Origin of the sequence: Nemorincola caseinilytica (genome assembly GCF_039540515.1) — a bacterium.
GTDB lineage: Bacteria > Bacteroidota > Bacteroidia > Chitinophagales > Chitinophagaceae > Nemorincola > Nemorincola caseinilytica.
The window spans coordinates 340,964-357,659 of record NZ_BAABFA010000008.1; the positions used below are offsets into that span (position 1 = coordinate 340,964).

At 53.5% G+C, this 16,696-nt stretch carries 10 protein-coding genes; 7 read left to right on the forward strand and 3 right to left on the reverse strand.

Annotated elements, in window-relative coordinates; genetic code table 11:
- Positions 1 to 53 precede the first annotated feature (53 nt).
- Complete coding sequence (locus ABD843_RS06365) at positions 54 to 467, reverse strand: thiol-disulfide oxidoreductase DCC family protein (protein WP_345080213.1); 414 nt, start codon at positions 465 to 467, stop codon at positions 54 to 56.
- Positions 464 to 739, reverse strand: coding sequence for a hypothetical protein (locus tag ABD843_RS06370; RefSeq protein ID WP_345080216.1), 276 nt, complete (start codon positions 737 to 739; stop codon positions 464 to 466). The genes ABD843_RS06365 and ABD843_RS06370 overlap by 4 nt, the downstream gene beginning before the upstream one ends.
- A 134-nt stretch (positions 740 to 873) precedes the next feature.
- Here ABD843_RS06370 and ABD843_RS06375 point away from each other — a divergent pair, with 134 nt between their 5' ends.
- Complete coding sequence (locus ABD843_RS06375) at positions 874 to 1,527, forward strand: DUF4294 domain-containing protein (RefSeq protein WP_345080219.1); 654 nt, start codon at positions 874 to 876, stop codon at positions 1,525 to 1,527.
- Positions 1,528 to 1,531: 4 nt separating this feature from the next.
- On the opposite strand, the gene ABD843_RS06380 is transcribed toward ABD843_RS06375, so the two are convergent.
- Positions 1,532 to 1,975 (reverse strand): hypothetical protein, encoded by a 444-nt coding sequence (locus ABD843_RS06380; RefSeq protein ID WP_345080221.1) that lies wholly within the window; start codon positions 1,973 to 1,975, stop codon positions 1,532 to 1,534.
- Between the two features lie 119 nt (positions 1,976 to 2,094).
- Here ABD843_RS06380 and ABD843_RS06385 point away from each other — a divergent pair, with 119 nt between their 5' ends.
- The 6 genes from ABD843_RS06385 to ABD843_RS06410 all read left to right on the forward strand — a co-directional run bounded on the left by ABD843_RS06385 (position 2,095) and on the right by ABD843_RS06410 (position 16,660).
- Positions 2,095 to 3,015, forward strand: coding sequence for a T9SS type A sorting domain-containing protein (locus ABD843_RS06385; RefSeq protein ID WP_345080223.1), 921 nt, complete (start codon positions 2,095 to 2,097; stop codon positions 3,013 to 3,015).
- Between the two features lie 60 nt (positions 3,016 to 3,075).
- A complete protein-coding gene (locus tag ABD843_RS06390) occupies positions 3,076 to 3,666 on the forward strand; it encodes a GNAT family N-acetyltransferase (protein ID WP_345080226.1) in 591 nt (196 codons plus the stop codon).
- A 256-nt stretch (positions 3,667 to 3,922) separates the two neighbouring features.
- Entirely contained in the window at positions 3,923 to 12,604 is an 8,682-nt protein-coding gene (locus ABD843_RS06395) for an Ig-like domain-containing protein (protein ID WP_345080229.1), read from the forward strand.
- Between the two features lie 109 nt (positions 12,605 to 12,713).
- A complete protein-coding gene (sppA, locus tag ABD843_RS06400; RefSeq protein ID WP_345080232.1) occupies positions 12,714 to 14,498 on the forward strand; it encodes a signal peptide peptidase SppA in 1,785 nt (594 codons plus the stop codon).
- A 23-nt stretch (positions 14,499 to 14,521) separates the two neighbouring features.
- Positions 14,522 to 15,295: a 5'/3'-nucleotidase SurE gene (surE, locus tag ABD843_RS06405; RefSeq protein ID WP_345080235.1), complete on the forward strand. Its 774-nt coding sequence runs from the start codon at positions 14,522 to 14,524 to the stop codon at positions 15,293 to 15,295.
- A 27-nt stretch (positions 15,296 to 15,322) separates the two neighbouring features.
- Positions 15,323 to 16,660 (forward strand): hypothetical protein, encoded by a 1,338-nt coding sequence (locus ABD843_RS06410; RefSeq protein ID WP_345080238.1) that lies wholly within the window; start codon positions 15,323 to 15,325, stop codon positions 16,658 to 16,660.
- Positions 16,661 to 16,696: the final 36 nt, after the last annotated feature.

Genomic DNA, 16,696 nt, shown 5'->3' on the forward strand with positions numbered 1-16,696 from the left:
TATCATTGTCATGGCCATGAAATTAACGAATAATAGGGTAGTACGGACCGGGACTAAGACAGGAACCGCTCCTGCAGCTCGGGGGTGGGTATCATGCATTCTTCCTTTCGGCCGAACCATTTGTACCTGTTGGCGGCTATGTGGTCATACACACGGTCGCGGATAAAGGGTGGCACCAGCATGAACACGAACAGCAATTGCCACAGCCCGCCCAGCAGTCTTAGGGTATGTAGCGCCGCTGCCGACCTTGTATAGTACCTGCCCCTGAAGTACAGCACTACGCTGCCTACCTTTGTGGCCGCTATATTGCCATGCTGCAGGGCCTCCTGCCCCGCGGCCGATGATAGTGTGGCAAACCGGAAAAGTTGTTTTTTGTCGTTTCTTATAACGAACTGTACCGAGCGCTCGCACAGGTTGCATACCCCGTCGAAGTACAGTACCGGCCGTGGTTTTATGGCTATCCTCACGGTTGGTGCATTGTGTCGGCTGGCGAGGGTTGTGCGGCCTGGGCTCTTAGCTCTCGGGCGCGGGCTATAGAGTCCAGCTTTACCTTTATCTCTATCTTCATCCTGTGTTCCAGCTCTTTGCGTGCGCGCAGCTCGGCCTCGTATACGCGCCCGGCGGTAATGGAATCTATGCGCTGCTGCACCTGCTGTGGGGTAAGGGTCTTCCGGGCCTCCTTATCGCAGGACGAAAGCAGTACTATGGCGGTGAGCAAAAGAAATAACGATCGGTACATGGTATCAGGGGGCAAAGGTATCGTATCGAACGTATGGGCGGCCTGCTATAGTATGTGAATTAACATTTTATAAGAGCAATAAGTTTACCGGCCGCACGGTTTTATATTAATAAAATGCGGAAATTTACATGGCAATGTCTCCTCTCCTTCGCCATATCATATGCCTTACGTTACTACTGCTACCAGCAGGTGTGTTCGCGCAGTTATCCGGCAACGATACCATACGGCTGGGGGCTATAGAGGAAAAAGGGGGCATTTACCCGCTTATTTTCCTGGATGAGGTAGAGACCCGTACCACCTACCTCAGCGAGGAGGACCGCGTGCGCCGCAACCGCTTGAGGCGCGATATATACATCACTTATCCCTATGCCATAGCCGCTGCGGCCATACTGAAAGATGTGAACCAGAACCTGGAGCGTATGGACAGCCGAAAGGACCGCAAGCGCTACCTGAAACAGATAGACCATAAGCTGGATGTGACCTTCAAAGACCCGCTGAAGAACCTGAGCGTGGACCAGGGCCATGTGCTCATAAAGCTCATAAACCGGCAAACGGGACAGAACTGCTACAGTATCATTCGCGAATTGAAGAACGGCTTTTCGGCCATGATATGGCAGTCGGTAGGGCTGGTGTTCAACAACAATCTGCGCCGCGAGTATGACCCCACCGGCAATGATAGCGAGATGGAGGCCATGGTACAGGTGCTGGAGGCATCCAGCAATTACCGCTACCAGCTATACATGCAGCAGGAGATAATGAAGAAGATACCGCCTACTGTGTCCAAATGACCGCTTAGTTATCTATAGCGGCCTGTTCGGGCTTCTTTACTGCCGTCCCCCTGCGCGACAGGAATATATAATATACAAGCAATACCAGCAGCCCTATACTGAAGAAGCCTACGGCCAGCGGCCTCAGGTCGTAGTTGTAGAACTCGCCTGTCATCCACGATGAGTTGGCCAGTATCCACATACATACCGCAATGTTGTGATATAATTCGGTGCGGTCGTGCCGCGACCGGGCCATGAGGTAGAAGGCCACACCTACGGTAGGCAATATCATCAGCATGCCGCCCGGCCGCCATACCAGGGCCCAGCAGGTATCTTTTATGAGCCAGAGCAGTATATGCAGGTTCTCTACCTTTCTGAGCGGGGCGGAGATATGTGGTGTATCCATGATGTGCGACATGGCCGTAATGAGCGATGACCCGGCAAAATTAGCAGAATAGATAATGAACATACAAGTCCGTATGTGCAGTGGTAGGGTGACTTTTCTATGGTGTATGATATTTTTTTTGTTTTCAGTTATCTCATGCAGTACATTTGCCGTCACATTCATTAACCACAAAATCGCTTTAAATGAAAAAGATCTTTACCTTATTCTCTACTCTATTCCTCGCTTCTGCTGCTTTTGCACAGATACCCAACGCCAGCTTTGAGACCTGGGTCACTGCCGGTACCGGCTCTTACCACGAAGCCACAGGCTGGGGCTCGGCCAATGCCACCATTGATGGCGTTATGCCCGGCACATATACCTGCGACAGCGGTATGAACAGCGCTCCCGATGGCGCAGCGTACATGAAGCTCACCACAAAGACCATAGCTACCATGACAGTGCCCGGTATAGCAGTTACCGGTACGCTCAATGTAGTGATATCCCCTATGTCATATACCGTTGCAGGTGGCTTCCCGTATACTACCCGTTCGGCCAACCTCACCGGCAAATGGCAGCACATGGGCAGCGGTGCCGACCACGGAAGGGTAGGCGTGTTCCTGTCTAAATGGAACGCTTCTCTGAACAAGCGCGATACTGTGGCCTGGGCCGACAGTACACTTACCGGCATGGCTATGAGCTGGAGCGACTTCACTATACCGCTGAAATATAAGTCGGCAAGCCTCACACCCGATACCGGCATGATAGTTTTCTCTTCAAGCGCCAGCACACCTGTAGCCGGCAGCTATCTCTATGCAGATAAGGTGGCCTTCACAGGTACAGTACCTACAGGCATCATTTCTATCAATACTCCTGATGCTGCTACTACCGTATTCCCCAACCCTGCATCGGGCAGCGCCACTGTGTACTATCACAGCGCATCCAGCAGGACGATAGCCGTGGCCCTTACCGATATGACAGGCAAGGTGATAAGGAACATGGAAGTGCGCACTATGGCCGGCGAGAACAGCATACCGCTGGATCTGAAAGGCCTGGCACAGGGCATGTACTTCGTACAGGTGATAGACGAAGGCAAAGTATCGCAGAGCAAGCTGCTGGTGAACTAATATCGGCCATTACACATATTTTTACAGGAGCGGGCGACCCCCGCTCCTGTGTTTTTATATATGAACTGGATACAACACCCCATAGTGCTGGATGGCAAAAGAGTATCGCTGGTACCGTTGGAGCGTACCCATTTTGCAGCGTTGCAGACGCTGAGCGCAGATAGCCGCATATGGGAGTTCATGTCTATGAACGGAGCAGATACCCTAAAGTTCAGGCAGTACCTGGAAAGCGCCGTGCTAAAGCGCCCCACAGGAGAGCAATATGCCTTTACCGTGATAGATAAGGCCACAGGTAGTATAATAGGCAGTACCATGCTCCACAACATATTTCCCGAATACAGGAAGCTGGAGATAGGGTATACCTGGTACGCCCCCCGCTACTGGCGCACGGGCTATAACAGGGAATGCAAGCTGCTGCTGCTTACTTATTGTTTCGAGGTGTTGCATACCATACGCGTACAGTTGGTGACCGATGAGAACAATTTGCGCAGCCGTACGGCCATAGCAGGTATAGGCGCAAAATTCGAGGGGATATTGCGCAACGAGCGTATCAGATCGAACGGGGCATACCGCAATACCGCTATGTATAGCATAATAGATACTGAGTGGCCCGGCGTAAAGGCCCTCCTAAGCGATCAGCTTAACGACTGAGCTTCAAAAATGACCATATACCGAAAGGACATTCATTGAAAGATGTAATTAATGATCGGTTAATTATATTAGTCGCATTGAATTATAAGATCTTATATCCTGCCTTTTTCTAACTTTTTTGGGTATTTTCACGCCTATAGGTTATTGTGACATAATATTTTACGTCTATTTGTATAAGCTATTTTTTACATTCAATTATTTTTGAAGGAGTTTGCGGACCCATTCTTTAGTAATTGATCACCCAAAACAAATTCGCATGAAAATTCTTTACAGGCCGCTTTATCTATTCATACTGATGTGTTCGTTGCTCTCTGTCGGGGCATCTGCGCAGACGGTCTACCTCAATACATTCACAGGTACAGGACCCGCGATAGCAGGAGGTACACCCGCTGCAGGCTTCACCAATTTCCTGAGCGGTACCCGTATGGGTATACAGATGGGAGGCAATTGTCCGTTCACTACCTTCGCGAGTTTCCCGGCGGCAACACCATATGACGCCAATACGCTTGTGGGCTGGGTGGCAGGCCCTACATCGCCCGGTGGCAATAACGGCTACGTTTATACCTCTGCACCTACTGCCGGGTATGCAGCGCCTTTCAATACTACGCTCTCATCCAATCCCGGGGTGGTGACATGGACCTTCAACATGTATACATCGGCCAATGCCAGCGGGTTCACCGGTAGCGACCATAACTCTGTAGTGGTGCTGGGCGCCACCAATGCCAATATAGCCACGGCAGGTAACGGATATGCGGTCTGTTTCAATCCCACAACGCCTAGGCAGATACAGCTGATACGTTATACAGGCGGCATACAGGGCACCCGTACCAATATAATAGCGTCGGCTGCACTTTTACCGAACGGTACGCGTTATGCCAGTGTGCGGGTGACGTACGATCCCAGTACCAATACATGGTCTCTGTATGTGCGCGACGATGCTACCGGCCCCTTCGGCGATCCTTCTGCGGGTGTGACAGCGCTGGGCGGTACCGCGGTTGATGCTACCTATACAGGTACCCCGCTCACCGCTTTCGGGTTCTATGCCAACCATCGTGGGCCGTCCATCTCGGTGACCTTCATCTTTACATGGACGGAAGTATATGAAGAGCATTCCTATTTCGATAATTACAGGGTAGCAATTACAGGTTGTGCGCTGCCGGCCATAGGCGGTACGCTTACAGTATGTGAGGGCGGTGGCACCACCACACTTACCAATACTACCACAGGTGGTACATGGAGCAGTACATCACCCAACGTTTCTATAGCTACCCCTTCATCGGGTGTCGTTACGGGTGTAACACCCGGTACGGCTACGGTAACATATACCGTGGGAACTTGTACCGTAGGCGCTACTGTGACCGTGAACCCGCGTCCATCCAATATATCGGGTGTAATGGCTGTGTGTACGGGCGCTTCCAACCCGCTTACAAGTGCGCCTGCAGGTGGTACATGGAGCAGCAACGCACCAGGTACAGCCTCGGTAGATGCCTCGGGCAACCTATCGGGCGTGGCACCCGGTACGGCCACTATCACCTATACATTGCCAACAGGCTGCTACAGCACAGCCGTAGCCACGGTGACAGCTACACCAACAGCTATTGGTGGCTCATTGTTCGCCTGTGTGGGTGCTACCACTACGCTTACCAGCACACCTGCAGGCGGCACATGGAGCAGTGTGAGCACGGGTGTAGGTACTATATCGGCATCGGGTGTGGTAACGGGTATCACTACCGGCACTACCACTATATCTTATGACATGGGCAGTGGCTGTTACAGAACGGCCACCGTGAGCATAAACCCCAACCCTACGCCTATAACAGGGCAGTTCACTATATGCCTGGGCTCTAGCGTGACACTGAACAGTACCCCGGCCGGTGGTTTCTGGACGGGCAGTAGCGGCACCGGAAGTGTAAGTGTAGGACCTCTTACAGGTGTTGTCACAGGCTCGGGTGTAGGTACGGCCAATGTTACCTATACAGCGGGCGGATGCTTTACGGTGCAAACGGTGACCGTAGTACCCACCCCGGCGCCAATAGTAGGCCCATCCAGCATATGCCTGGGATTTCCATCTACCACATTCACCAATATATCGGTGGGCGGCACATGGGGCAGTAGCGCGGGTACGGGTAGTATATCTATAGTTCCGGGCACAGGTGTGGCCACAGGTACAGCAACAGGTACAGCTACCATAAGCTATTCGCTGAGCGCCACCTGCCATAGCACTACTACCGTTACAGTATTGGCCCCGGCCCCGGCGCCTACCGGTACTATGACGGTATGTGTGGGTGCTACCACTACCCTGAACCATACCACGGGTGGCGGTACCTGGAGCTGTGCCTGCCCGGGTATAGCTACCGTAGCATTGGGTACAGGTGTAGTGAGTGGCGTGGGTAACGGTACTTGTATAGTTACATATACCTTGCCTACCGGCTGTATAGCTACGGCAGTGGTAACGGTGCACCCCACGCCGCCGGGTATCACAGGCATCACCAGCGTATGCGAGGGCTATACTACCGCACTGGGCAATGCTATGCCACTGGGTACATGGAGTAGTACGCCTACCTCTGTAGCTACCGTTGGCAGCTCTTCGGGTATCGTTACCGGTGGTACGGCAGGTACTGCTACTGTATCTTATATAATGGGTACAGGATGCTATAACACTACAACAGTGACGGTGAACGTAACGCCGCTCATCACTGCGCCTACCTTTACGGTATGCGTAGGGTCTACAATAACAATGAACGCAACACCCGCGCCCGGGGCATGGAACATAACGCCAACTACTGTGGCTACCATAGGAGGCAGCGGTATAGTGACAGCCCTAGCACCCGGTACTGCAATGGTATCTTATGTTGCTCCATCGGGATGTTTCGATACTGCTATAGTGACCGTGCTGGATACGCCAAGCCATATTTCGGGTAGCCTGGCGCTTTGTGTAGCGGGCTCTACCACGCTCACTGCCACACCTGTCGGTGGTACATGGCTAAGCGCTACACCTACGGTGGCCTCTACGCCACCGGTAGTGAATGGCCTTGCCGCGGGTACATCTAACATAACATATACTATCCCCAACGGTTGCCGCAGCACGGCCACCGTTACCGTGCATGCGTTGCCCGGTACCATAGGGGGTACACTTACTACCTGTGTAGGCCAGTGTACGGCCCTCTCCAACTCATCGGGAGGTGGTGCGTGGAGCAGCAGTAATACCGCTGTTGGCACCATCGATCCTGCCAGCGGGCTGTTCTGCGGCCTTACAGCAGGCACATCTACTATAGTATACTCGCTGGGTACGGGTTGCAGCACCTCTACGGTCGTAACAGTGAATCCCCTGCCTCTTTTACCAAGTGTAGTAGGTGGCGGCCCTGCCACTGTGTGCGAGGGCAGTACCATAACACTCTCATCTTCGGCATTGCCGGGTACATGGAGCAGCAGTTTCCCTTCTATAGGTACCGTGAACACTGTAGGTGTGGTAGGCGGCGTATCGGCCGGTACTACCAGCATCAGCTATACGCTGACCTCTACGGGTTGCTCCAACGCCCTGGTAGTGACCGTGAACGCGCTGCCTGCGGCCATAACAGGTGCTACAGCAGTATGTGTGGGCCAATGTACCACACTCACCAGCGCACCGGGTACCGGTAGCTGGAGCAGCAGCAATGCATCTGTAGGTTCCATAGGTTCTGCATCGGGTTCGTTCTGCGGTGTGTCATCGGGTACGGCCACTACAAGCTACATTCTGCCTACCGGCTGCTACCGTACTACGGTAATGCTGGTAAATCCGCTACCTACAAGTATATCACCGGCAGCGCCCGAGGTATGTGAACAAAGCACCCTTACGCTTACCGGTAACCCCACCGGCGGTACCTGGACAAGCACTTTGCCTGCAAATGGCACCATAGGTACAGGCTCGGGCATATTGGGCGGTATAGCAGCGGGTACCACTACCATCATATACACACTGCCCACCACCTGTACACTGGCCATTGCCGCTACGGTGAACCCGCTGCCATCTGCGATAGCAGGCACCTTCACGGTATGTGTGGGCGCTACTACTACGCTCACCAGCACACCCGGTACAGGCACATGGAGCAGCCCCAGCGGCAATGTGACCGTTGTACCCGGAACCGGTGAGGTGACAGGCGTAACGGCCGGTACGGCACTGATATCTTACACATTGCCTACAGGCTGCGCTATGACGGCGGTAATGACCGTGATGCCTTTGCCATCGGCCATATCGGGCACGGCAGAGGTTTGTATAGGTCTTACTACTACGCTCAATAGCACACCCGCAGGTACATGGAGCAGCTTCAATACCGCTGTAGCTACAGCGGCCGCAGGTGGCCTGGTGATGGGCGTAAGCGCTGATACCACCACCATAATGTATACACTGGCAACGGGTTGCCGCAGAGGTGTGGTAGTGACCGTGCATGCGCTGCCCACACCCATAACAGGAGCCGCCACTACATGCGTATCTTTCTCTACTACACTTAACAGTACACCCGCCGGTGGCACATGGACCAGCAGCCTGCCATCGGTAGGCTCTATAAGTGCCCCGGGTGTAGTAACAGGTGTGAGCGGTCCGCTGACCACTGTTATCAGCTACACACTGCCAACAGGCTGCCGTGCTACACAGGTGGTTACCGTATACTCACTGCCCGCCAACATAACAGGCGTAATGGAAGTGTGCCAGGGCCTTACCACATCATTGTTCTCTATAGGCACAGGTGGCGGCACATGGAGCAGCAGCAACCCTGCTATCGCTTCGGTGGGCTCTTCATCGGGCGTGGTAACGGGTGTGGACGGTACCGTGCTGCCCGCATCTACTGCTACCATTACTTATACACTCGGTTCGGGTTGTTATAAGACAACGACCGTAACAGTGCATCCGCTACCGGCAGATATAGCAGGCACTATGCAGGTGTGTGCAACATATGGCACCACATTGCTTACCAACAGTACAGGCGGAGGTACCTGGAGCAGCAGCAACACTGCCATAGGCACTGTGAGCACAGGTGGCCTGGTAGGTGGCGTGGCCGCAGGTACTACCAATATCACATACAGGCTCACTACCACGGGTTGCTATAAAGTGGCAACGGTGACAGTGAACACACTGCCTGCACACCATACAGGTACGCACGAAGTATGCGTGAACGAAACGATAACGCTCAATAACACGCCTCCCGGTGGTACATGGAACACTCCTTCCGGCAATGTTGCTGTTGGTGCCTCATCGGGTGTGGTGACGGGTGTTGCCGCAGGCTCTGCTGTTATCAGCTATGCAGCGCCTGTAACGGGTTGCGTCATTACCGATACTATTACCGTGAACCCATTGCCTGCTAACATAGGCGGTATACTAGAGGTGTGCGTGGGCGGAACCACTGCCCTGACCAACACTACAGGTGGCGGCTCGTGGAGCAGCAGCGCACCGCTGGTAGGTTCTATAAGCAGCCTGGGTGTAGTTAGCGGTATCAGTGCCGGTACTACCAATATCAGCTATACGCTGCTGAGCACAGGTTGCCGCATCACAGCTACGGCAACGGTACACCCGCTGCCGGTACCTATAATAGGCCCTGATGCGTTCTGTAACTTCACCACCGCTACCTATACCAGTACGCCGGGTGGTCACTGGTACAGTGCCGATCCTACTATACTCGCATTCGCCGATTCTGCCATTGGCAATGCGGATGGTCTCATAGATGATACTACCATCATCACTTACAGGCTCCCAACAGGATGTTCGGTATCGAAACAAGTATTCCTGATACTGGCGCCATACCCTATAACCGGGCCCGATGACGTATGCGTAGGCTCTGTCATAACCATGGCCAATGCCATAGGCGGTGGCGGATGGAGTAGCAGCGATAACTCAAAGGCCACTGTTGCACCGGTGACCTCTTCTACCGCCGATGTAACAGGCCATAGCGCTGGCTTCCCCGATATCACATATACACTTTCTACCGGCTGTTTCTCTGTGAAGCCTATAACAGTGAACCCACTGCCTGCAGGCATACTGGGTAACCTGCAGGTATGCGAAGGACTGACCACAAGCCTCACCAATGCTACGCCGGGTGGTACATGGAGCAGCAGCGATGTGCTGGTGGCCGATGTGGGCACTACAGGTATAGTAACGGGTATAGACGGCGGCCTCAGCGACAGCACAGCAGTGATAACCTATGCACTGGGCACTGGCTGTAATGCTAAGGTGACCGTTACCGTGCATCCGTTGCCAGCAGTAATAACAGGTACGCCAGAGGTATGCGAAGGGCTTACTACTACACTCTTCAGTGGTCCTGCGGGTGGTATATGGACATCCACAGACCTTGCGGTGGCTACTATAGGCTCAGGTACAGGTATAGTGACAGGCGTGTCGGGAACTATGCCCGGCGTGGGTGGTATAGGGCAAACGATAATAACCTACACACTGCCTACTTCTTGTATCCGTACGCAAAACTTTACCGTTAATCCGCTGCCTGCAGATATTACAGGTATATCGAACCTTTGCGTAGGCGATATGACCATACTGGGCAGCGCTACACCGGGTGTGACCTGGATAAGCAGCGATCCCACGATAGCTACAGTAGACCCCATAGGTGTTGTAACAGGTGTGTCGGCAGGTAGTGTCATCATCACCACCATGCTATCCACAGGCTGTATCAAAACATGGCCTATGACCATCAATGGCAATCCTGCCACTATAGGTGGCTCGCTCACGGTATGTGCCGGTTTTGCTACCAACCTTACCAGCTCGCCTGCCGGCGGTGTATGGAGCTCCGATCCCGCATCGAACCCATATGGCACTATCAATGCAGTGACAGGTGTAGTGAGCGCCATCACCGGTGGTCTTGTGCCTGTTACCTATACAATGGGCAGCGGTTGCCGCACTACGGCGGTAGTTACTGTTATCAATCTGCCACCGGCCATAGGCGGTCTGCCCAGGGTGTGCGAGGCAGGTGGTACCACCACGCTCACACACTCTATGTCGGGCGGTGTATGGAGCGTCAGCAACCCTGCGATAGCATCTGTCGATGCTGCGGGTATTGTTACCGGTCATGTGGCAGGTACTACCGTGGTCACATTTACAGTAGGTACAGGATGTTTCAATATACTGACCGTGACCGTTAACCCACTGCCGGCGCCTATCACCGGCACGGACAGCGTATGCGTACATTCATCGGTGACACTGATGAGCGCTACCCCGGGTGGTGTATGGGCCAGCGATTCTACACATAGGGCCTATGTGGTAGATGTGGCCGGCACCGGTGTAGTGACAGGCGTAAGCGCAGGCCTGGCACAGATAAGATATACAGTGGTAACGGGTGGTGTGGGCTGCTACCGTACAAAAATAGTACGCGTAGATCCGACACCGGAGCCTATAACCGGCAACCAGCATATATGCATGGGTAGCGCAGGCTATTTCACCAGTATATCTACAGGTGGTGTATGGAGCATCAGCAACCCGGCGGTGGCCACACTGGCACCTACCACTACCAATACGGTGATAGCAGTGCCCGTATCTCTTGGCTCTGCTACCATCACTTACGAATTCCCCGGTCATGGTTGCCGTGTTACACGCTCTGTTACCGTGCAGCCATTGCCTACGGTATATAATGTAACAGGTGGCGGCAGCTACTGCTCTGGCGGTACGGGTGTTCACATAGGGCTTAGTGGCTCTCAGCCGGGTGTAAGCTATGTGCTGTACCATGGCGCTACTGCAGTAGGTTATGTGTCGGGTACAGGCCTGCCGCTCGATTTCGGCCTGCTCACATCCGCAGGTACCTATACAGTACTGGCCACCAACATCACCAGTGGCTGCACCAAAGACATGGCAGGCAGCGCTACCGTGGTAATAGCGCCGCAGGAGACGCCATCGGTATCTATAGTGGCCTCGCCCACAGATAGCATTTGCCCCGGCGAAACAGTGACGCTGAACCCCACACCTGTGCATGGCGGCACCGCGCCTACCTTCCAGTGGAAGGTGAATGGCGTGAACGTAAGCACAGGGCTTTCGTACAGCTTTGTACCTGCCGATGGCGATGTAGTGACAGTAGTGATGACCAGCAACCATACCTGCCTGGCCGTAGCTACCGCAACGGGTAATAAGACCCTCACTGTACTGCCTATGGCACTGCCAGTGGCAGGCTTGACGGTAGACCCCAACGACAGCGTATGCCAGCATGCTATGGTCACCTTTACGGCTGCACCGGAGTATGGCGGTTCTGCCCCTGCATATGCATGGCGGGTGAATGGTATACCTGTGGGCACAGGGCCTACATACAGTTTCATGCCCGGCGATGGTAATGTGGTGAACTATACGCTCACCAGCAACTACCGCTGCAGGCTGGCCAACAGTGTAGTGAGCAGTGATGTGAAGATGTATGTGGAACCAATGGTGATACCTACGGTGGTGATACATGCCGATCCGGGTCTGAGTGTAATGACGGGCAAGCCTATAGCGCTGACGGCCGTAGCATTCAATGCAGGTGCATCGCCCACCTTCCAGTGGAAGGTGAACGGCTACCCTGTACCGGGTGCTACGAGCGACTCTTACACTGCTGTTTTCAACGACCGCGACTCTATAGCCTGCGAGGTCATCAGCGATGGCATCTGCAGCAACATAGGCACGTCAGATTGGGTGTTCGTTTCCATCACTACCTCTGTGAGGTCGCAGGCCGGTATACAGAGCGACATCAGGCTGATGCCTAACCCCAACAAGGGTACCTTCCAGGTGCGTGGCACATTGGCCGGTGGCGCTACCGAAGATGTGGTAGTGGACGTGACCGATATGCTGGGCCAGGTGGTGTATAAGGGTACATTGAGGGCCATACAGGGCAGGATAGACGCCCAGGTGATGCTGACCAATGCGCTTGCCAATGGTATGTACATCCTCACACTGCACACGCAGGAGGGCCAGGCATCCTTCCATTTCGTGATGGAGCAATAATGAGTTTTTTTACTATTCTATTAACACAAGAGCGGGGAATACCCCGCTCTTTTTGTGGATATGCATGGCCCGGCAGGCGTATCTTTGTGCCCAACAGATCCGTTTTGTTATGAAAGAATTCTTCAGGTCGTTCTTCGCTTCTTTGCTGGCCATCGTCGTATCGGGGGTGTTGTTCGTGGTGTTCATCGTATTTCTTGTGGTAGGCGCCATAAGGTCGGTGACGGACAATGAAAAAGAGCCGGTGAAAGGAGATGTACTGCTCATAGACCTTACCAAGAAGATACATGAGCAGGGCGAGACAGATCAGTTCGCCTCGTTCAGCGACGGACCTGCCTATAAGGCCGGTCTGTACGATATCACCTATGCACTGCAAGAGGCGGGTACCGACAACAGCATAAAAGGCGTATACCTGCGACTAGGGCCATCGGCCAATGGATGGGCGGCCCTGCAGGAGCTGCGCAATGCACTGAAGGATTTCAAGCGGTCGGGAAAATTCGTGTATGGATATGGAGAGAACATCACACAGGGAGCCTATTTCGTAGCCAGTGTATGCGATAGCGTTTTCCTGAATCCCTCAGGCAGTATCGATCTGAAAGGTATGTCCACATCGCTGGCGTTCTTCAAAGGCACACTAGACAAGCTGGAGCTGCAGCCCGAGATATACTATGCAGGCAAATTCAAAAGTGCTACCGAGCCCTTCCGTGCAGACCGTATGAGCGAGCCCAACAAGCTGCAGATAAGAACATTCCAGGATGGCATGTGGGACCAGTTCCTGCTGGCTGCTGCAGAGCATATGCGCACCGGCAAAGATACCATACACCAACTGGCCGTAGCGGGTGCCATACAGTTCCCGCAGGATGCAGAGAAGTATGGCATGGTAGATGGCCTGCGCTACCGCGACCAGGTAGAACGCCTGATAAGGAAGGAGACCGGCAAGAGCGAGAAAGACGATATAGAGTTCATTCCCATCAATGATTATTCGGGCCAGGTAAGAGAGACCGGCACTCATGGCACTAAGCCCGTGATAGGGATACTCTGTGCCGAGGGCGATATAGTAGATGGTGAGCAGAACAATACATGGGAGATAGCATCGGTGACCATGTGCAACGAGATAAGGAAACTGCGCCTGAACGATAACGTGAAAGCGGTAGTGCTGCGTGTGAATTCGCCCGGTGGCAGTGCACTGGCATCAGAGGTGATACTGCGCGAGCTGAGCCTGCTAAAGGCAAAGAAGCCGCTCATAGTATCTATGGGCAATTATGCGGCATCTGGCGGCTACTATATCGCCACTGCTGCCGATAGCATATTCGCACTGCCCAATACCATTACGGGTAGCATAGGCGTGTTCGGTATGTTGTTCAATATAGACAAGATGATGAACAACAAGCTGGGTGTCACTTTCGACGGGGTAAAGAACGCCCCCTATGCCGACTTCCCTACAGCTACACGTCCCCTCACCGCCGAAGAAGGGCAGCGCATGCAGCGTACTATAGATACTATATATGCGCAGTTCAAAGGCCATGTGGCAGCAGGCAGAAAACTATCGGGCGAGATGGTGGACTCTATAGCGCAGGGCCGCGTATGGACAGGAACAGATGCGCTGAGACTAGGCCTTGTAGACAGGCTGGGTGGCCTGGATATGGCGCTGGAGAGTGCCGCTGCACTGGCGAAGCTGGGCAACTATAAGGTGGTCACCTTCCCCGAGCCACAGGATAAGCTAAGCTCGCTTATGAAACGCCTGGGCAGCAATACCGAAACAAAGACGGCCATACGCGAGGCGCTGAAGGAAGAAGCTGCACCCGTATACGAATGGTACAGCAGGCTGAAGAGCCTGCAGCGCATGAACGGCAGGGCCATGATGGCATTGCCCTACACCATAGATATTGGCGAGTGACCGTTACAAAGACAACAGACCATATGCAAAAGAAAGAACCCATAATACTCATAACCAATGATGATGGCATAACCGCGCCCGGTATAAAGGCGCTGGTAGATGCTGTGCGCGGACTGGGCAGGATAGTGGTAGTAGCGCCCGATAGCCCGCAGTCGGGTATGGGGCATGCCATTACCATAGGTCATCCGCTGCGGCTGAACAAAGTAGATGTGTTCGATGGAATAGATGCATGGCAGTGCAGCGGCACACCCGCCGACTGTGTGAAGCTGGCGCGCGACAAGGTACTGCACGAAAAGCCCGACATATGCCTGAGCGGTATCAATCACGGGCCCAACCACTCTATCAATGTCATATACTCGGGTACCATGAGTGCGGCCATGGAGGCTGCCATAGAAGACATACCATCGGCAGGTATATCGCTTTTCAACTTCGATTTCGATGCCGATTTTTCTATAGCCGCGCAGGTGGCGCGCAATGTGGCCGAGCGCATGCTGACGCAACCGCTACCGCCGCATATATTGCTGAATGTGAATGTACCCAATGCCACGCAGGGCGACTTCAAAGGTGTGAAGATATGCCGCCAGGCATATGCACGCTGGCAGGAGCAGTTCGACCACAGGACAGATCCCCGCGGAAAGGACTACTACTGGATGGTAGGCAAATTCCTGAACCTGGATAAGGGTACCGGTACCGATGTAGAGGCGCTGAAAGATGGCTATGCCTCTATAGTGCCGGTGACCATAGACCTCACCGATGTAAAGACCAAAGAATGGCTGGAAGCCGAATGGAAGTTCTGACGATATCTTGTAACGTTAAAATATCTCATGCCTTACCGCTGTATGCCTATATTCGGTAATTTACGGCCTGTGAAGAACCTGATGAGCGTACGAAAGACCCTCTTTTTGCGATGCGTAGCGGCATTGTGCTGCATGTCGTTCGCCATGCCGGTATGGGCCAACAAAATATTCATACCCATGGATGCCGAGACCCAGACGGCCCACCTGAAGGCCTATGGCATAGCCTATGCGGCTCTGAAAGGTGGTATGCAGATAGACTGGCTGATAAACTACAAGGGTGGCAGCTTTGGTATGGACCAGGTAGAGGGGGTAGAGCGTATGTGCAAGCTGCGCGGTGTGGCCTACGAGATAAAGAGCGATGCCGAATACAGTGGTATACTGAACTCCATACTCGACCCCGACTTCAACGGGGATGTGATAAAGCTGGAGAAACCACCGCGTATAGCGGTATACACCCCGCCCAACAAGCTGCCTTGGGACGACGCCGTGACCCTTGTGCTCACCTATGCCGAGATACCCTTCGATAAGGTATATGACGATGAACTGCTGAAGGACGACCTGGCAAAATATGACTGGCTGCACCTGCACCACGAAGATTTTACGGGGCAGTATGGCAAGTTCTGGGCCAGCTTTCGCCAAGAGGCCTGGTACCAGACCGACCAGAAGACAGCAGAGGCCACAGCGGCACGCCATGGCTTCAAAAAGGTGTCGCAGTTGAAGCTGGCCGTGGCCAAGAAGATACGCGATTTCACGGCCGGTGGCGGCTACCTCTTTGCCATGTGCTCTGCTACAGACAGCTATGACATAGCCCTTGCGGCAGATGGGGTGGACATATGCGAATCGATGTTCGATGGCGACCCTGCCGACCAGCAGGCGCAGCAGAAACTGGATTTCAAGAAGTGCTTTGCTTTCAAGGATTTCAACCTCGTAATGAGCCCCATGCATTACGAGTACTCTACCATAGACAATACAGAGTTCCGCACGTCCATTCAGCCCAGCATAGACTATTTCAGCCTTTTTACTTTCTCGGCCAAGTTCGACCCCGTACCTGCTATGCTGTGTCAGAACCATACCACCACCATAAAGGGTTTTATGGGGCAGACCACTGCCTTCCGGAAAGATGTGCTGAAGTCGGGTGTGCTGGTGATGGGCGAATACAAACCTGCCAATGAGGCCCGTTATATACATGGCGAATACGGTAAGGGTACCTGGACCTTCTACGGCGGTCACGATCCCGAAGATTACCAGCACATGATACACGACCCTGTTACCGACCTGGACCTTCATCCTACATCGCCCGGTTACAGGCTCATACTGAACAATGTACTGTTTCCCGCTGCCCGCAAAAAGCCCCGCAAGACATGATTTTTGCCTTTATCCTCACTTCTCGGCTGTTTTATA